Annotated in this window: 17 protein-coding genes and 1 pseudogene; 6 read left to right on the forward strand and 12 right to left on the reverse strand. The window is 67.6% G+C overall.

Going from position 1 to position 17796, the window contains the following annotated elements:
- The 6 genes and pseudogenes from J3367_RS18990 to J3367_RS19015 all read right to left on the reverse strand — a co-directional run.
- Window positions 1–658: pseudogene (locus J3367_RS18990) on the reverse strand (hypothetical protein); the annotation flags it as partial.
- A gap of 177 nt (window positions 659–835) precedes the next feature.
- Window positions 836–1009: a hypothetical protein gene (locus J3367_RS18995; RefSeq protein ID WP_421462152.1), complete on the reverse strand. Its 174-nt coding sequence runs from the start codon at window positions 1007–1009 to the stop codon at window positions 836–838.
- 89 nt (window positions 1010–1098) lie between these two features.
- Window positions 1099–2070 carry a hypothetical protein gene (locus tag J3367_RS19000; protein ID WP_421462154.1) on the reverse strand — a complete coding sequence of 324 codons (972 nt, stop codon included), beginning with the start codon at window positions 2068–2070 and terminating at the stop codon, window positions 1099–1101.
- Between the two features lie 144 nt (window positions 2071–2214).
- Complete coding sequence (locus tag J3367_RS19005; RefSeq protein WP_421462155.1) at window positions 2215–2775, reverse strand: hypothetical protein; 561 nt, start codon at window positions 2773–2775, stop codon at window positions 2215–2217.
- Between the two features lie 537 nt (window positions 2776–3312).
- Window positions 3313–4266, reverse strand: coding sequence for a YihY/virulence factor BrkB family protein (locus J3367_RS19010; RefSeq protein ID WP_009210127.1), 954 nt, complete (start codon window positions 4264–4266; stop codon window positions 3313–3315).
- 119 nt (window positions 4267–4385) lie between these two features.
- Window positions 4386–4994 carry a hypothetical protein gene (locus J3367_RS19015; RefSeq protein WP_421462157.1) on the reverse strand — a complete coding sequence of 203 codons (609 nt, stop codon included), beginning with the start codon at window positions 4992–4994 and terminating at the stop codon, window positions 4386–4388.
- Window positions 4995–5322: 328 nt separating this feature from the next.
- Here J3367_RS19015 and J3367_RS19020 point away from each other — a divergent pair, with 328 nt between their 5' ends.
- The 3 genes from J3367_RS19020 to J3367_RS19030 all read left to right on the forward strand — a co-directional run bounded on the left by J3367_RS19020 (window position 5323) and on the right by J3367_RS19030 (window position 8644).
- Window positions 5323–6027: a cytochrome c oxidase assembly protein gene (locus J3367_RS19020; RefSeq protein ID WP_228239857.1), complete on the forward strand. Its 705-nt coding sequence runs from the start codon at window positions 5323–5325 to the stop codon at window positions 6025–6027.
- Between the two features lie 152 nt (window positions 6028–6179).
- Window positions 6180–7994 (forward strand): glycoside hydrolase family 15 protein, encoded by a 1815-nt coding sequence (locus tag J3367_RS19025; RefSeq protein WP_421462159.1) that lies wholly within the window; start codon window positions 6180–6182, stop codon window positions 7992–7994.
- A 209-nt stretch (window positions 7995–8203) separates the two neighbouring features.
- A complete protein-coding gene (locus J3367_RS19030) occupies window positions 8204–8644 on the forward strand; it encodes a BA14K family protein (protein WP_040325767.1) in 441 nt (146 codons plus the stop codon).
- 105 nt (window positions 8645–8749) lie between these two features.
- Here the strand turns inward: J3367_RS19030 and J3367_RS19035 are convergent, their stop codons facing one another.
- Window positions 8750–10588, reverse strand: coding sequence for an aminopeptidase P family protein (locus J3367_RS19035; protein ID WP_421462161.1), 1839 nt, complete (start codon window positions 10586–10588; stop codon window positions 8750–8752).
- A gap of 233 nt (window positions 10589–10821) precedes the next feature.
- Between J3367_RS19035 and J3367_RS19040 the strand changes: the two genes are divergently transcribed.
- Entirely contained in the window at window positions 10822–11031 is a 210-nt protein-coding gene (locus J3367_RS19040; RefSeq protein WP_024351970.1) for a hypothetical protein, read from the forward strand.
- 161 nt (window positions 11032–11192) lie between these two features.
- Window positions 11193–11534, forward strand: a complete 342-nt coding sequence (locus J3367_RS19045; RefSeq protein WP_228239854.1) for a hypothetical protein — start codon at window positions 11193–11195, stop codon at window positions 11532–11534.
- Here the strand turns inward: J3367_RS19045 and J3367_RS19050 are convergent.
- The 5 genes from J3367_RS19050 to J3367_RS19070 all read right to left on the reverse strand — a co-directional run bounded on the left by J3367_RS19050 (window position 11515) and on the right by J3367_RS19070 (window position 16718).
- The gene (locus J3367_RS19050; RefSeq protein ID WP_228239853.1) at window positions 11515–12384 is read right to left on the reverse strand and encodes a 50S ribosomal protein L11 methyltransferase; all 870 of its coding nucleotides are present in this window, start codon (window positions 12382–12384) and stop codon (window positions 11515–11517) included. The genes J3367_RS19045 and J3367_RS19050 overlap by 20 nt on opposite strands.
- Window positions 12385–12389: 5 nt before the next feature.
- Window positions 12390–14276, reverse strand: a complete 1887-nt coding sequence (locus J3367_RS19055) for a cation:proton antiporter (protein WP_421462164.1) — start codon at window positions 14274–14276, stop codon at window positions 12390–12392.
- Window positions 14277–14419: 143 nt separating this feature from the next.
- Window positions 14420–15013 (reverse strand): SCO family protein, encoded by a 594-nt coding sequence (locus tag J3367_RS19060; protein ID WP_009210135.1) that lies wholly within the window; start codon window positions 15011–15013, stop codon window positions 14420–14422.
- Between the two features lie 170 nt (window positions 15014–15183).
- On the reverse strand, window positions 15184–15378 hold the full coding sequence (locus J3367_RS19065; protein ID WP_277025290.1) for a hypothetical protein: 195 nt from the start codon (window positions 15376–15378) through the stop codon (window positions 15184–15186).
- Window positions 15379–15479: 101 nt separating this feature from the next.
- A complete protein-coding gene (locus J3367_RS19070; protein WP_421462167.1) occupies window positions 15480–16718 on the reverse strand; it encodes an MFS transporter in 1239 nt (412 codons plus the stop codon).
- Window positions 16719–16925: 207 nt separating this feature from the next.
- Here J3367_RS19070 and J3367_RS19075 point away from each other — a divergent pair, with 207 nt between their 5' ends.
- Window positions 16926–17765: an AAA family ATPase gene (locus J3367_RS19075; RefSeq protein WP_024351977.1), complete on the forward strand. Its 840-nt coding sequence runs from the start codon at window positions 16926–16928 to the stop codon at window positions 17763–17765.
- The last annotated feature ends 31 nt before the right edge of the window (window positions 17766–17796 follow it).

The following is a 17796-nucleotide window of genomic DNA, read 5'->3' on the forward strand; positions in this document are numbered from 1 at the left end:
GCAGTCCACGGATCTCCTGCAACAGGCGCAGACGCTCGGCGGGGGAGCGGCCGCGCCCGACCGCAAAGTCGAGTTCGAGCGGCCGGTAGGCCGAGCCCATCGTTCCGTCCGGCAGATGGGGCGACGCATCACCCAGGCCGAGCAGGCGTTCGATATCCTCGCGTGCAGGATCGGCGATCTCGACCAGAGCATCCGAGATGGCGCGCAGCATCTCTGGCGGTTCATGGTCAGGCGGAAAGAGGCAGAGGCAGGGTGACGCCTCGGCCAGCATCTCGGGCAGACGCTGAAGCTCGAACGGATAGCCATGATCGAGCCGGCTCTCGGACGTTGCCGTCAAAACGGTGATCGGCAGGTATTGATCGGGCCATGCGGCGCGGATCGACGCCTTCACCGCTTGCCGTGCCGTGTCGAGCCACTTAGGTGAGAACACCCTGACGGTGATGAGGAGCGTCCGCTCGCCTCGCGAGCGTGTGGCGGCCGCCACGTTGCCGTCGATGGCATCGAACAACAGGCGCGCGGACGGGCTCAGCGCCGCGACGATCCGATCCCTGTGCGAACCCGAATCCGCGATGTCGTCCAGTTCGCCTTGCATGACGTATTGTTCCCTTCGCGCGCGCTCGCGCAGCTGTTCGAAGTCTGTTCGCAGATCTGTCGGCATCGGAGCCTTCCTCGCGTCTTCCGGCCGGTCCGGTCGGCACGGCGTGCCGACCGGTTGGTTGCATCGTCGGCGAAGGAGAGCGCCGATGGCAGCGCCCTCCCCTTTGCCGTACCAAGCCGTTGCCCGGCGCAGACCGATGGCCTGGCAAACTGGTGATGCCGGACGTTGGCGTCGTGGTTACGAGACCGATCCACTGCGCATGCGCAGCAGCGGCTCGAGATGATCGGCAAGGACAGCGGCCGTTGGATCATCGACCTGGCGAAGTCGACCGATCAGCGACGCGATCTCGCCGCGCGCCGCGCCGGCGCGGCTGCGGCGGATGGTGTAGGCCACCAGGGTGGACGCCGGCATGGCGCAGATCCGCGCCGAGACCGCAGCCGGATCGCGCCCCCGCCTCTCGCGCGAACCCTGCCGGTCACATTGGGCAAACGGCACCACGGTCACGTCCGGCCCCGTTTCCGGGAGCGGCCGCTGCTTCCAGACACCAGTGCCAGCCGACGGCGCTCATGCGGACCGATCAGGCGCTGCGGCAGACGGGGAGCGCAACCGACCGACCTGACGGACCTGGGTGACCTGGGTGACCTGACCGTGAGCTCCCTCGATGCCTGGCCATCGCTCTCGGTCCATTCGTCCGAGCCGCCTTGTGTCACATCCGGCGTGTCGAACACTCGGCCGACCAACCGCTGCATCTCGGCCGAGTAACCCGTTGCGATCGTCTGGTTGAACAGCTCGATCAGCGGCGTGATCGGAACATCGAAGAACGTGTCGATCTTGGCGCCGGACACGCAGCGGTCCTCGGCAAAACCGGCAGCCCCGCCAAGGTCGATGATCCCCCATGACGCCGTGGCGATCGAGACGTTGATCCGGCGAAGGGCGGCAGGCGCGGTGAGCGCGCAGGCAGCCATCGCGGTGCACAGGTCGAGGCGTGCCCGCGAGGAGTAGAGCGCACTGCCGCGCTTGACGTCGAGCAACGTTGCATGGCCGGTCGTCCGATCGATGACGATGAGATCGACCGCAAGGTTCCTGACGGTGCGGTCATCATCGCCAAGGACGACATCCCTGGCCGTGTCCTGGTCGCCGATGGAGAGTGCGGTTGCTGTGATGGGCAGGCGCGTTTCCTGCAGCACCTTCAGCCGCGGATCGGCTTCGAGGCCGATGGCGATGACGCCCGGCAGCGCCTGCCCCGTGCGGGTCGTGACCGAAAGCCCGAAGGCCTGCAGCGGCGTCCATGCACCGAAGCACGGATCTTCGGGGGTCGGGCTTGCAGCGGCGGCGGCCGCCTTGGCGACGATTTCGAGCGCGAGCTTTTGCACGCGCGCTTCCGGTGTCGACCCGGTGCGGGGTTCATCCTTGGCCTGCCGGGAGCGGCGGCCGTCTGGTTTGCTGGTTCCAAGTTTGCTGGTTCTGGGCATAGCGGTTCCTCCGCGTCCGCGATGACGATCGGCGGACGACGTATCTGGAATGATGAGATGAGCGAGAGCAGCGCCGACCGACACGCAACACGTGACGATCGCGCGTCGGCCACCCCGCATGGCGGGATGGTCAGCGTCGGCTGTCTAGGCGGAGGTGACGATGATGCCGAAGGGGCCAGCGTCGACCCTGCAGATCACGCGGATCCGCGCGAGCCTGGTCAGCAGACCGTCGTCGATCACGCAGCCGGGGGCATTGATCCCCTCGGGCGGGACCAGAAACAGCTGCTCGTCGCGCAGCGTCTTCAGCAGCCACCGCGTCGCGGTGATCTCGTTGGCAGAGAACACCGGGCCGAACGGCGTGGGGACGGTCGCGGTCGCTCGTGCGTCGGGGACGCGCTCATCAGGGACAGAACACGGTGCGGCCGCCGGCGGGCGTTCCAGCTCGCAGGGAGCGTTGGCCGGGATTGCCCTGCCCTGCGCGACGCTGGGCACCGCCGCGCCGGCAAATGCTGCCGGGACAACAGGCGGCTCATCGCACGGGTCGAAGCGATTGTGCTGGGCGGAGGCTATGCCGGCACGCAACGCGGCATGGCGCGCGACGTCAGGCCATGGCGCCAGGCTTGCCTGATGCTGACGGGGCGGACGGATGGACGTGATAGGGGTATTGCAAGACGCACGGGTGCGCGGCATCACAGTGTGAGCCATTCTGATCTCCTACTCGAGTCAGTGATGGTCAGGCTGCTGGGTGGAGTTCCCGCTCCCCCGGTAGCCGCACTGGCAAGCTACCTGCATTCCGACCGATGTTCCGACCGCGTGATTGCGGGCGTATCAGCGATATTGGCGCGGAATCGTGGATGACAAGTAAACGCCGGAAGTATTTTTGACCCACTCCGGCAAATGTCACGCAGTTGAATAAAACTCGATCGAAATATCGATCCAGGCGTATAGCGTCCAGTCGCGTAGTGATTGTCACCTCTGCCAGTTGTGGACGCCACTTAAGCGCCAGCCCAACAGCATGCCAGCCCGCACACAATGTGCTATCGCCCCATGAAGCCTCCGCCCGGCATGCGGGAATCTCTCTTGTGCTAAAACCACCACAAGTCACCTTCGCAACAGACTGCTCTTCCTTGAAAACGGACAAAGGCATCGCGTTCAACGGGAACCACGGAATTGCGAAACTTAGGTCAACAGCCCACGCGTATAAATGTTGTATTGTCGTCTATCGTTCTCGATACACCCCCACTAACCGTTGCCCAATTTATCCCGACGCAGGGCGCGGGCGAGCCGGCGGATCCGGATGGCGCGGTTGAGCTCGCCGCCGAAGATCAGCACCAGGGCGGCCAGGTACAAGAAGTACAGCGCCGCGATGATCCCGGCGAGGCCGGCATAGTAGCTGGCGTAATTGGCGAACTGGCCGATATAGACCGAGAAGGCCGCCACGAGCGCCGACCAGGCGCAGAGCGTGAACAGGATGCCCGGCCACATGTTGCTGAAGCGCGAGCGCCGCGCCGGCAGGAAGACATGGGCGACGAACAGAGCCGTCGTCAGGATCGCCGCGGTCGCGGGATAGCGCACCAAGCTGGGCGTCACTGAAGAGGGCTGGAAGCCCGGCATCAGCTGGTGCAGGAACGATCCGGCGCGCGGCGCCAGGACCAGGAGATAGCCGACGACGACGAGCACCAGCCCGGTCAGGACGACGGTCAGCACCTGCAGGAGATAGAGGACGATGGTCGAGCGGGTCTCGCGAATGTCATAGGCGCGGTTCAGGCCGACACGGACGCCGTCGACGCCGCCGATAGCAAACCAGATCGTCAGGAGAACGCCGACGCTGAGCACCCCGCCCCGCCGTATGGTGACGATGTTCATCACCTCCGACACCAGCGGCTCGGCCAGGGCCGGTGGAACGATAGCGATCAGGAAGGTGACAAGGCCGTCGGCCATTTCGCGATTGCCGATGAAGGCCGTGAGCGAACTGGCGAAGATCAGGAACGGAAAGATGGCGAGAACGGCGCGGAAGGCGATGTTGCCGGCCAGCCCCATGGCGTCGTCGTTCCACAGGCGCAGGATGGCTTCCCGCAGCACCGCCCAGACCGCCCGCCAGCCCGAGCCAAAGAGGAGATCCTCGGGATGCTCGCTCAGGACTCCGTTTGGCCGGCGCTTGTCGCGCGCGGTTTCGTTTTCGGCCTTTGCGTCCATTCAGCCGCTCTCGCACAGGCTTGCGTCCGCCGCAATCTCTCCTGCGGGGTCGGGCGGCACAACGCGGGACGCTGCCTCTGGCTCCGCGACCGCAGACCGGTCAAAGCCCGGTGGGCGGATCAGCGCGACCAGCGGGGCAGATGGCGCTTCCAGCGTTCGCCGGCGCGCAGGCCACCGGTCCGCTGGCGACGGCGGCCCGCCGGGCGTGCCTCGGTCGCGGCCGTCTCGATCTCGGCGAGGCTGGTTTCAGCCGTCTGCAGATCCGCCACCGGCGCCGGAGCGACCGGTGCTGCGTCGACGGCCGGGGTGCGGCTCCAGTCACGCTCGATTTGCGGTTGCGACTGGCTCTCGGCCTCGACTGCGACCGGACGCTGCTGTGTCTCGGCGACCACCTTGCGCGGCCGGCCGCGACGGCGCACCGGACGCTCGACCGGCTCCAGGTCGGCTTCCGGCTCGGCCATGACGGGTTCGCTCGGCCGGCTCTGGAGAATGCGCGGCTGGCGGGTCGGTGCCGCGTCGCTCTTGCCCGCTGACGGCTCGGCCTTTGCCGGCGCCTTGGTGGCGGCAGCGGCGGGTGCCTCGTCCTCGTCACGGGCAAGGTCGCTCTCGGCCGCGGCGATCAGATGCGAAACATCCGACCAGACGGACTTCTTCTTGCCCTCTGGCGAAAGCTTGCGCCGTTTCACGGCGACGGTGAACGGTTTCGACTGTGGTTTCATCGTGCTCATAGCTGTATGCATGGGGACCGGCCTCAGCCGGCGGTATATGCAAGGGATCAGGTGAATCACGGCCGCAACGACCGTCCGCCTTATAGATATGTGCTGACAGGCGACTTGCCAATAAGGTTTGCCAGAATAAGCGCGGGAAAACTGTTGCGGCGGAGACAATTGCGTAACTTTCCTTGCCGCCATCATGCGGTGTCTTGTCCTGAGCGCGCCAACAGACAGATCGGAATGCGTGATGGCAAGTGACGGCAAGTTTCCGCAATGAAACGCCAAATGGCAGGCGCCGCGAGATCGGCAGGACGCGCGGCGCGCCTGCCCTAGAATGGCAGGGATGGAACGGATCGCCGACGCAGGATCACCGGACATCGACGCAACGCATCGGCGCGCGCTCATCCGCGCCTGGCCGGCGGCGCTCGGCATCGCCATTCTGGCGGGCCTGTGGCTCAGTCCGCTGGTCGAGATGAGCCGGCGGGCCTTTTCCGCCCACATGATCCTGCATCTGGGCATCGTCACCCTGGCCGCGCCGATGATCGTCATCGGGCTGCGGCGGATCGGCATCGGCCTGCACGTCATCCGCCCGGGCATCGGCTCGGCGATCGCCGCCTCCGCCTTCGACATGTTCGTCATCTGGGGCTGGCACACGCCGGTGCTGCACGAGGCCGCGGCGCGGGACGGCGGCGTCTTCGTGGTGCAGCAGGTCAGCTTTCTCGCCGCAGGCCTCCTCGTCTGGGCGGTCAGCTTCGCCGGCCGTCATTCCGGCGACGCGGCCATCGGCGCCTTCGCCATGCTGGCGACCTTCATTCACATGACCATGCTGGGCGTCCTCCTCGCGCTGGCGCCGGTCCTCGTCTACGCACCCGATGTCTGCGTCGGCGCCTTCGGCTTCGAACGCCTCGACGACCAGCGTCTCGGCGGCATCCTGATGGCGGTGTTCGGCGGCCTTCCCTGCCTTGTCGGGGGCCTTGTGCTGGTGCAGCGGCTGCTCGGGTCCGACACCGCCGCGGCGGGCAGGACGGACGGTCCCGGCCTGCGCTGACCGCGACATGATGTCAGGGTGCCGTGCCGCACTGTTTACGGCGGTTTGATAGCCGGCGACCTTTTACGCCGCGGCCGTGGCCCTATCCTGCTGACCCTCGCTGCCTGCAACGCCTGCGGTCGCGGCCAGGGAACAGGATCGAGGAGCAGGGTTTGCATCGCAGTATTGCCGACTACGCCATGATCGGGGACTGCGAAAGCGCAGCCCTCGTCTCCAAAGACGGCTCGATCGACTGGCTCTGCCTGCCGCGCTTCGATTCCCGCGCCTGCTTCGCCTCGCTGATCGGCACGCCGGAGAACGGCCGCTGGCGCATCGCGCCGAGCGATCTAGAGTTCGCCTCCTCGCGGCGCTACCGCGACGGCACGCTGATCCTCGAGACAACGTTCAGGACGGCGACCGGCAGCGCCATGCTCATCGACTTCATGCCGCCCCGCGACGGCATCGCCAACGTCATGCGCATCGTTGTCGGCCTCGAAGGCAGCGTCGATCTCGATTTCGACCTCGTCATGCGTTTCGACTACGGCCGGACGGTGCCCTGGGTGACGCGCATCGACCGCGACACGATGACGGCCGTCGCGGGACCGGAGATGCTGGTGATGCGCGCGCCGGTCAATCTGCATGGCGAGGACATGCACACCAAGGGCCGCTTCACCGTCTCGGCGGGCGAGCGGCTGGCTTTCACCCTCCTGCACCAGCCGTCCAACCAGGAGCCGCTGGCGGGCACCGACCCCGAGGCGGCCCTCGCCGACACCGAAGCGTTCTGGACCGCCTTCTCCTCCCGCTGCCCCGAGGTCGGCAACTGGACCGAGGAGGTGCGCCGCTCGCTGATCACCCTGAAGGCGCTGACCTTCCGGCCGACCGGTGGCATCGTCGCGGCCGCGACGACGTCGCTGCCCGAGGAGATCGGCGGTAGCCGCAACTGGGACTACCGTTATTGCTGGCTTCGCGACGCCACGCTGACGCTGATGGCCTTCATGGATCTCGGCTATTACGAGGAAGCTGAAGCCTGGCGCGAATGGCTGATGCGGTCGGTCGCGGGCGATCCGGCGCAGATGCAGATCATGTACGGCGTCGCCGGCGAGCGGCATCTCCTGGAATGGGAGGTGCCGTGGCTCGAAGGCTTCCGCGAGTCGCAGCCGGTGCGGGTCGGCAATGCAGCCTCCGAACAGTTCCAGCTCGACATCTATGGCGAGGTCGCCGACCTCCTGGCCCAGGCGCGCACGGGCGGCCTCGCCCCACATCCGCGCTCGGCCGCCCTCGCCCATTCGGTCATGCCCTTCTTGGAAAAAGCCTGGCGCCGGCCTGACGACGGCATCTGGGAAATCCGCGGCGAACACCGGCATTTCGTCCACTCCAAGGTCATGGCCTGGGTGGCCTTCGACCGCGCGTCGAAGATGGCCGCCGACATCGAGGGCGGCGAGAACTACGCCAAGCACTGGCGGCGGGTGGCCGACGACATCCATGAGGACGTCTGCAGGAACGGCTATGACGCGGAGCTCGGCTCCTTCGTTCAGGCCTATGGCTCGACGGCGCTGGACGCCAGCCTGCTCCATATCCCGCTGACCGGCTTCCTGCCGGCCGACGATCCGCGGGTGAAGGGCACGGTCGCGGCGATCGAGCAGCGCCTTTTGCGCGACGGTCTGGTGATCCGCTACGACAATGGCGAGACCAGCGATGGCCTCGAGGGCGAGGAAGGCGCGTTCCTGGCCTGCTCGTTCTGGCTGGCCGACGTCTACGCCCTCCTCGGACGGTTCGACGACGCAGTGGCCCTCTACGAGCGTCTCTGTAGCCTGAAGAACGATGTCGGCCTGCTGGCGGAGGAATACGATCCGGTGGGCGACGAGATGCTCGGCAATTTTCCCCAGGCCTTCAGCCATGTCGGAGTGATCATCACGGCGCTGAATCTGGCAAGGGCCAAGGGTCCGGCCAAGGAACGCACCGACACGAATGGCCAGCCCGTCGCCTGACCGGCCCGCCGCGGGGTCGCTTGATTCCTGCGCGGATCAGGGCGGCGCGGGCGCTCGCCAAGGTATCGGCGACGGCCGTTCATCAACCATTGCGTGATCGGCCTGATCGTTCAGGAGCCATTCAGCTTCCCGGACGTTGAATGGAACAGGATGGAATCTGTCGCCCGGAGGTCGGTATGAAATTGTTCAAGTCGTTTGCGGTCAGGTCTATGGCCGTTGCTCTCGCGCTGGCGGTGGCGCCGGCGACCCTGCCGGCGGGGGCCCCGCTCGGCATCGCCCAGGCCCAGGCCGAGCCCTTTGTCGGCGCCGGCGTTCACCTCGTGGGCGGGCGCCATTACGGCCGTCGCCATTATCGCGGCGGACGGCACTATCGCGGCGGGCGCCGCCATTATCGCCGCCATCGCGGCATCGATTCCGGTGGCGCGGCCGTTCTCGGCGGCATCATCGGCCTCGGCATCGGCGCGGCCATTGCCAGCCAGCCCCGCTATTACGATGCGCCGCGGCCGCTTTACCGCGTGGCGCCGCGCGGCTACGCGCCGGCATATGGCACCGGCGAATGGTATCGCTACTGCGCCGACAAGTACCGGTCGTTCGACCCGCGCAGCGGCACCTACCAGCCCTATCACGGCCCGCGTCGCGTCTGCCGCTGATCGGCCGCAACGACCCGGCCATCCCCGCGCGTCCCGCGGGCAAGGCCTGCAACCGGAAGACCCGCCGCAATCCCTGCGGCGGGTCTTTTTGCGTCGGTGCCTACGTCAGGCGACGGCGGGCGGTCCGACCGGACGCGTCGCCGCGTCCAGCCACTCGCGGTCGGTGGCGTCGAGCCGCTCGCCGAGCGCCGCGCGCACCCGCCGGTGATAATCATCCAGCCAGGCGATCTCGTCGGCCGTCATCAGCTCCGGCGCAACCAGCCGCGTGTCGATCGGGGCGAGCGTCAGCGTCTCAAAGCCATGCATGGCGATGTCGCCGCCGGTGATCTCCGCCGCCGGTTCGGTCAGTATGAGGTTCTCGATGCGGATGCCGAAGGCGCCCTCGCGGTAATAGCCCGGCTCGTTCGACAGGATCATGCCGGCTTCGATCACCGCCATGCCGCGGCGCGAGATCGACTGCGGCCCCTCATGGACAGCGAGATAGGAGCCGATGCCGTGGCCGGTGCCATGGGCGAAGTCGCAGCCCGCCTTCCACAAAGCGATACGGGCCAGCGGATCGAGGTCGACGCCGCGCGTGCCCTTGGGAAACCGCGCCGTCGCAATGGCGATCATGCCCTTGAGCACCAGCGTGAACTTGCGGCGCATCTCGCTGGTCGGCTCGCCCACCGGCAGGGTGCGGGTGATGTCCGTGGTGCCGTCCTGGTACTGGGCGCCCGAATCCAAGAGGAACAGTTCGCCCTCGCGCAGCAGCCGGTCGGAATCGCGGTTCACCCGGTAATGGACGATCGCGCCGTTCGGGCCGGAGCCGGCGATGGTGTCGAAGGAGATGTCCTTCAGCGGAAAACCGTCCTCCTGCGCATGCTCGGCGCGTATAGCTTCCAGCTTTTCGGCGGCGGCGATCTCGGTGACCGTGCCGGGCTCCTGCCGGTCAAACCAGGCGAGGAAACGCGTTATCGCGACGCCGTCGCGCAGATGCGCGGCGCGCGCGCCGGCGATCTCGCCGCCATTCTTGATCGCCCGCGGCAGTCGCGCCGGGTCCGGCATTTCGGCCACCGTGCCGCCGGCGGCCTCGACGATGGTCGACAGGCGCGCCGCGGCAAGCTGCGGATCGAGACCGATGGTGCGCCCGGAGGCCTCGCACCGGACCGCCGGCTCGAAGGCCTCCGGCGTATCGATATCGGCCAGCGCCGCAAGGTGGTCCTGCACCGCGTCGTCCAGCTTGGCCGGATCGACGAAGAGCGTCGGGCGCCCCGTGGCCCGCAGGATGGCGAAGCCCAGCATCAGCGGCGTGTGCGCCACGTCCGAGCCGCGGATGTTGAAGGCCCAGGCGATCGACGACGGGTCGGTCAGGATCGTCGCATCGGCCTTCGCATCGGCAATCATACTTGCCAGCTCGGCGAGCTTGTCGCCCGCCGTCTTGCCGGCGAAGCTCTCCGGATGGATGACGGCGCGGCCGGCCGGCGGCGCCGGACGGTCGTTCCAGATCCGGTCGATCGGATTGGCGGCCAAAGCGACGAGTTCGCCGCCGACCGATTCCAGCGCCGTGCGCAGGCGTTTCGCCTCGCCCGCCGTGTGCAGCCAGGGATCGAAGCCGATGCGCTTGCCGGCGGCTTCCTTCTTCAGGAAATCGGCCAGCGAGGTTTCGGCCGAGGCGACCGGTTCGAAGGCATCGAGATCGACCTGCTGGCGCACCTGCAGCGTATAGCGGCCGTCGACGAGGATCGCCGCGCTGCCCGCGAGCACCACCGCGACGCCGGCCGAGCCGGAAAAGCCGGTCAGCCATTCCAGCCGCGCCGCCGAGGGCGGGATGTATTCGCCCTGATGCTCATCGGCGCGCGGCACGATGAAGCCGTCGACGCCGTCGGCGCGCAGGCCGTCCCGCAGGCGGGCGACCCGGGCCGCGCTCTGGGAGAAGTCGGCGATCTCGTCGAAGCTCTGAAACATCGGATGGCTCTTGAAAAAGGAGGAGGCCGCGCTGCGGCGCGCGGCGGATTGTCTGCGGGGCCGGAACATATGCATTTGGCAAGGAAGCGCAAAGGTTACCGGATTATGACGGGACCGCCGATGTTGCACTGCAAAAACGGGACGGACCTATGCAGTGCGGACTCTACCTGACGGTGACGCGGCAACGCATATTGGGGTCACCGGGAGGCCACGAGCCGAACAGGAGACTTTCCATGGCGACTTCCACCTATACCGACGTATCCCTGCGCAATTCCGCCCGCTCCAGGGGCTTCATGCGCAACATGCTCGACCGGGTGATCGAGGCCCGCGAGCGCGAGGCCCGTCGCTATGTCGACAACCACTTCACGATGATGGGCCGCGAGGAATTCGGCTCCAACGCACGCGAGTCGCTCTTCGAGGGCCGCGCGCCCGAGCGGGGCTGAATAGCCCGGCCGCTTCACCGCAGCCATTCCCGACCGAAACAGACGCCGGCCGCAGCCCCCTGCGCGCCGGCGTTTTCGTGTCCGGTCCGCTTGCTGTAGGCTCGGCCCTGTCCTCTTCGCCGCGTGAGGCCGCCATGTGCCTGCAGTGCCTGAAGCCCGATGTGGTGTTCGTCGTGCCGGACGCCGTCTGGCGCGACTACGACGCCCTGCGCGCACGCTGCGATCCGATGACCCTCCGGTTTCACCACGCATGCGAGCGCGAGGTGCGGGCGGCCGTCCGGCAACGCGATCTGAGAACCGCCCTGCACTGGCGCGCCGTCGATCGGCTTGCCCTGGAATACGGCCGGTCGCCGGTCAGCGCGCTGGAGGTCGGCGGAATACGGTTTCGCGAGACAGAGAAGCAATCCTTCCTGCGCTATCCCGACGATGCCGATTTGCGGCCGGTTCCGATCGGTGTCGCGCCAGCCGCCAGCCGCCTGACGCCTAGCGCAGATGCAGGGTGACCCATTCGCCGCGCACCAGCGTGGCGACATGGTAGAGCCCCTGGTTGCGGAAGGCGGCGAGAACCGCGTTGCGCTGGGTGGTCAGGATGCCCGACAGGACGATGTCGCCGCCATGGGCGAGATGCCGGTGGAACTCAGGCGCGAGCTTCATCAGCGGCCCGGCCAGGATGTTGGCGACGATCAGGTCGTAGGGCGCGCGCTCGCGGATCGCCTCGGCGCCGAAGCCGATGGCCGTGGCGCAATCGACGAAATTCGCCACGCCATTGGCCTCGACATTCGCCCGCGCCACGCGGACGGCCACCGGGTCGATGTCGGTTGCCAGCACCGGCACCCGCGCGAGCTTGGCCAGCCCGATGGCCAGGACCGCGCTGCCGGTGCCCAGGTCCAGCGCGTTGCGCGGCTTGCGGCGGGTCGCCAGCCGGGCGATCGTCTCCAGGCAGCCGGCCGTCGTGCCGTGATGTCCTGTGCCGAAAGCCTGTCCGGCCTCGATCTCGATCGCCAGGTCGTTGGTCTTCACCTTGTCGCGGTCGTGGGCGCCATGCACCAGGAAGCGTCCGGCGCGCACCGGCTTCAGCGCCGCCAGGACATCGGCCATCCAGTCCTTGTCGGGCAGGTCCTCGCGGCAGATCTCGCCGCCACCGGCCTCGGCGATGGCGCCGGCGAACAGGCGTTCGGCCTCCTCGCCATCGGGCGCGTCGACATAGGCCGAGACCTCGAAAATCGCCCTCGCCTCGTCGATCTCGGCCAGCGACACCGGCGTGCCGAGATCCTCGAAGGCGGTCTCGACGGCGGCGTAGCAGGCGTCGGCCGCGGCCTTGTCCGCGGTGACGTAGAAACGGATCTGCGGCATTCCTGCTAGCCCTCTTTCGGCTTCACGGCTTCGCTGGTCATGCGGGCCTTCTCGGCCCGCGCCTCGCGCTCGGTGGTCGTCGCCTTGACGATCTTTTCCTGGTCGCGCTGGGGCGGCTTGGGCCCGAAGGAGATGATCGTGTCCCCTTCGCCCGGCTCGCCGGAGCCCTCGTTCGACGCAAAGAGCAGATTGCCGGAGGGCCGGATCCACAGGATCACGTGGGTGCCTTCCGGGCGCGTCGCCGAAAAGCGCTCATAGTCGAACTCCTCGGTCAGCCGGGTCGCCTGGAAGTTCCAGCCGTCGACCACCAGATCGCGCAGTTCGGTAAAGGTCTTGGGCGGCTGGAACAGCGGCTGGCCGCCGATGGTGAAGTTCATCGAGCGCCGGTCGGAGCCCTCGATCTTGCCGATCTGGAAGACCTCGGAGCGGCCGATCTCAGGACCGAAATCGGTACAGACCAGCGCATTGTAGGCGTCGTTGTCGGTGGCGGCGACCATGTGGTCGAAGCGCGACAGGTTGAGATTGTGGTGGGCCGCCTCGGAGAGGATCTCGCCGTACCACACCTCGAGTTCGGCCAGCCGCGCCTCGGAAATGCGCGACCAGTTGGCGTCGGCGATGAGCACCGGCACGTCCTGGGCCTTCAGCCGGCGCGCAAAGGCGATGGTGAAGCGCGAGGCGCCGACGAACAGGATGCCTGGCCGGTCGGCCGACCGCAGGTCCAGCGCCCGGGCAAGCGGTCCCAGCGTGAAGCCGTGCAGGAGGATGGTCACCGCCACCAAAGCGAAGGTGTAGGCGATCATGCGGTCTGCATCGGCAACCCCAAGGCCGCTGAGGGTCGCGCCGAACAGGCCGGCGACCGCCACGGCGACGATGCCGCGCGGCGCGATCCAGCCGACCAGCAGGCGCTCCCGCCAGGTCAGGCCGGCGCCGAGCGTGCTGACGAACACGGCCACCGGCCGCACCACGAAGAGCACCGCCGCGAGGAAGCCGATGACGCGCCATTCGAGGCTCGCCAGCACCTCGCGCTGCAGCGAGGCGGTGAGGATGATGAACAGGCCCGAGACGAGCAGCAGCGTGATCGTCTCCTTGAACCGCCGCAGGTCACTCAGGCTGGCGATCCGCGTGTTCGCCATGGTGATGCCCATGACGGTCACAGTCAGCAGGCCGCCCTCCTCCAGCACCAGATTGGTCAGCGAATTCATGCCGACCACGGCCACCAGCAGGATCGGCGCCTTCAGATATTCGGGCGCCTCGCCGCGGGCGAAGACCCAGCTCAGGAAGCGCCCGACCAGGAAGCCGCCGGGAATGGCGATGATGATCGCCAGGATGACGTTGAGGATCAGATTCTCGGCCTCATGGCCGGCGTTCAGGACCAGATACGTCTCGAAGGCGATCACCGCGAAGAGCGCGCCGATCGGATCGTTGACGATCGCTTCCCAGCGCAGGATCGAGGCCGGCCGGTTCTTCAGCTTGGCGTGGCGCAGCAGCGGCGTGATCACCGTTGGGCCGGTGACCACCAGGATCGCGCCGAGGATGATCGCGGTCGGCCAGCTCAGATTGCCGATGTAATGGCCGGCGAGTGCCGTCATCACCCAGACCAGCGGCCCGCCGATGATGACCATGCGGCGCACGGCGGTCGAGGTCTCGCGGATGTCGCGGAAATTCAGCGTCATCCCGCCCTCAAACAGGATGATCGCGACGGCGGTCGAGACCAGCGGCGTATAGAGGTCGCCGAAATCCTCGCGCGGATTCATGAAGCCGGTGATCGGCCCAAACAACAGCCCGACGCCGAGCAGGAGGATGATGGCCGGCACCTGGACGCGCCACGCCAGCCACTGGGCCGCGATGCCGGCAACGCCAATGAGAGCGAGCTGAAGGGCAAGATCATGCATGAAGGAGATTCCCGGGGCCGGGCGACACGGCCAATGCGGCCTTCACGACCGCGCCCGTTCCGACCAATGTTCTGCGATGAGCCGAAACTAGTCCAGCGTGCCGGATCGGAAACCCCTGCACGCCGGTATTCGCACGGGTTGCGTCAGACGCCGACGAGGCGCTCCAGCTTGGCCAGCGCGGTATCGGGGTTCTCGCCATAGGCCAGCGTGCCAGCGAGTTCCCCGGTCTCGTCGATCAGGAAGGTCGTGGCGGTGTGGTCCATGTTGTAGTCGTCGCCCTCGCCGATCTTGGCGGAGTAGACGCCCCAGCCCTTCAGCATCGCGGCGATCTTCTCCGGCGAGCCGCTCAGCGCGGTGATGTCCGGGGAGACCGCCTCGACATAGTTCTTCATCACCTCGGGCGTGTCGCGCTCGGGATCGACGGTGACGAAGACCACCTGCAGATCACCGCCTTTTTCCGCAAGTTGCTTCTGGTAGCCGGCCAGCTCGTAGAGCGTCGTCGGGCAGACCTCGGGGCAATGGGTGAAGCCGAAGAACACCGCCGTCGGCTTTGCCCGCAGATCGGCCTGGGTGAAGGGCTGGCCGGTCTCGTCGATCAGCGAGAAGTCCGAGCCGTAGGGCTCGCCGCTGCGGCCGGGGCCGCCCTGGGCGTAGATCAGCGCCAGGGCCACCGCCGCGCCGGCAATCAGCGCCACGATCGTCCAGAGCGCGGCCCGGAACATCTTCACTCCACTCATATCGTCCAGCGGGCGCCGCATGCGGCCTCGCCCGTCCCCTGCTCGTGCATCGGTCGGTCTGTGTTGCAGTGCCGATAGCATGGCGGCACACCGCTGCGCGACAGGAACGGTGCTGATCGCCGTTCACGAAGGCGCCAATCGTCGCAGCGCCCGTGCCGACCCGCGTCGTTTCAGAAGCAGGCAGCCCAGCCGGCCTCCAGGAGATGCAGGAAGATCGCCTCGCCATGCTGCGCCCAGCCGGCAACGGCCCCGCCCGACAGAAGCGCCAGCGCGACGACCGCCAGCGCGATCAGCACCGCAGTCCGGCGGCCATGCGTGGCGGCGCCCTGCCGTGGTTCCTCGATCGTCGGGACATCCTGCGTCATCGGCCCGTCCTGCGCCTTCGCTCCGGCCATCATAGCGCCGAGCGGCCCGCCACGCACCTGGCGCCCGGCAACGCTCGACGAACCGGTGCCGCGTGCGCCGCTTAGGCTGTAGCGCCCGCCCCCTCAACGCGATCGGCGGCAAGGTAGTAGAGGAGCGCCGCGCCCGGCATGGCGATGCCGATGACGCAGATGCCGGTCCAGCCGAAGGTCTCCAGCACCGGGCTGGTCAGGGCCGAGCCCAGCGCGCCGCCGAGGAAGAAGGTCGTCATGTAGACGGCGTTCAGCCGGTTCCGGATGCTGGCATCGAGCTGGTAGATCTCGCGCTGGCCGAAGACGAGATTGGCCTGGACGCCAAGATCGATGAGGATGCCGGCCGCAACCAGCGCGACCAGCGAGGTCTCGCCGAACAGCGCCGCGACGAAGGCAATGACGACGGTCGCGATAGCCGCGATAGTGCCGATGCGGGTGTAGCCGCGATCGGCCAGCCGCCCGGCGACCGGCGCGGCGAAGACGCCGAGAACGCCGGCCAGCGCGAACAGCGCGACGCCGCTCGGCGAAAAGCCGTAGGGCTCGCGCAGCAGGATGATCGGCGCCGCCGTCCAGAACAGCGAGAACGCCCCGAACATCGCCGCATGGTAGAGGCCGCGCCGGCGCAGCACTTTCTGGTGCGCGAAGAGCTTGCCGAGGGAGGCGATCAGCGCGCCATAGCCGCGCGTGCCCTCCGGGCGCCGCTGCGGCAGCAGCACCAACCCAGCGACCATCAGCACCGCCACCAGCACACCCGACAGGCCGAAGACGCCGCGCCAGCCGACATAATCGGCCAGGAAGCTTGCCGCCGGCCGGGCGAGAAGGATGCCGGCCAGAAGCCCGCTCATGACATTGCCGACGACGGCGCCGCGCTCGTCCGGCGGGGCCAGATTGGCCGCGAGCGGCACCAGCATCTGCGCGGCGGTCGACGAGACGCCGACGAACAGCATCGCCGCGAACAGCGCCGACAGGCCAGGGGCCAGCGCCAGGCCGGCCAGCGCCACGAGATTGGCCGCCATGGTGACAAGGATCAGCCGGCGGTTCTCGACGACGTCGCCAAGCGGCACGAGCAGCACGAGGCCGATGGCGTAGCCGATCTGCGCCACGGTGACGATGGCGCTTTCGGCGGCCACCGACAGGCCGGTATCGGCGCCGATCAGCGCGACGAGGGGCTGGGCATAATAGAGATTGGCCGCCAGCGCGCCGCAGGCAAAGGCGAAAAAGACGGTCAGCACCGGGCCGAGGCCGGCCGGCCGCGCGTCTCTCTCCACCATATCCTCGGGCGCGCCTGCAATGGCGGAAGCCTGTGTCATCGTCTGATCCTGTCGGTGGGGGCCGCGGCGGGGTCGGCGGCATGACGGAGACCGCCGGCGTTTCGCAGTTGCGAGATAGGGCGGCCCCGGGCGGCGATCAGCCCCGTTTGACGGTGCGTTCGGCAAAGACGTCTGCTGCGGCTTGCAAGTGCTCCGCCGGCCCTTATGGTTCCCGCGATTGCGAAGACGACGAACAGGATGACGCGCATGCGCTTTACCGGGACCGACGCCTATGTGGCCGGCAAGGACCTCACCATCGCGGTCAACGCGGCGATCACACTGGAGCGGCCGCTGCTGGTGAAGGGCGAGCCCGGCACCGGCAAGACCGAACTCGCCTTCCAGATCGCCGAGGCGCTGGGGCTGCGGTTGATCCAGTGGACGGTGAAGTCGACGACGCGCGCGGCGCAGGGCCTTTACGAATACGACGCCGTCTCACGGCTGCGCGACAGCCAGCTCGGCGACGAGAAGGTCAACGACATCCGCAATTACATCCGCCGCGGCAAGCTCTGGGAGGCCTTCGCTTCGGAAGAGCGCGTGGTGCTTCTGATCGACGAGATCGACAAGGCCGACATCGAGTTTCCCAACGATTTGTTGCAGGAACTCGACCGGATGGAGTTCGACGTCTACGAGACCGACGAGACGATCCGCGCGAAGCACCGGCCGATCGTCATCATCACCTCCAACAACGAGAAGGAACTGCCGGACGCCTTCCTGCGCCGCTGCTTCTTCCACTACATCCAGTTCCCCGACCCGGAGACGCTGGCGCGGATCGTCGACGTCCACCATCCCCATATCAAGCAGGATCTGGTGCGCGCGGCGCTGACCCAGTTCTACGAGATCCGCGAACAGCCCGGCATCAAGAAGAAGCCGTCGACCTCCGAGGCGCTCGACTGGATCCGGCTCTTGGTCGCCGAGGACATCGAGGCCAAGGATCTGCGCGAAAGCCCGACCAAGGCCCTGCCCAAGCTCGCCGGCGCGCTCCTGAAGAACGAGCAGGACGTCCACCTCTTCGAGCGGCTGGCGTTCCTTGCGCGGAGGCAGGGGTGACGGACGGCGGCGCCCGTCGAACGGAACGGAC

Source organism: Aurantimonas sp. NFXS3, from assembly GCF_049132005.1.
GTDB classification, from domain to species: domain Bacteria; phylum Pseudomonadota; class Alphaproteobacteria; order Rhizobiales; family Rhizobiaceae; genus Aurantimonas; species Aurantimonas coralicida.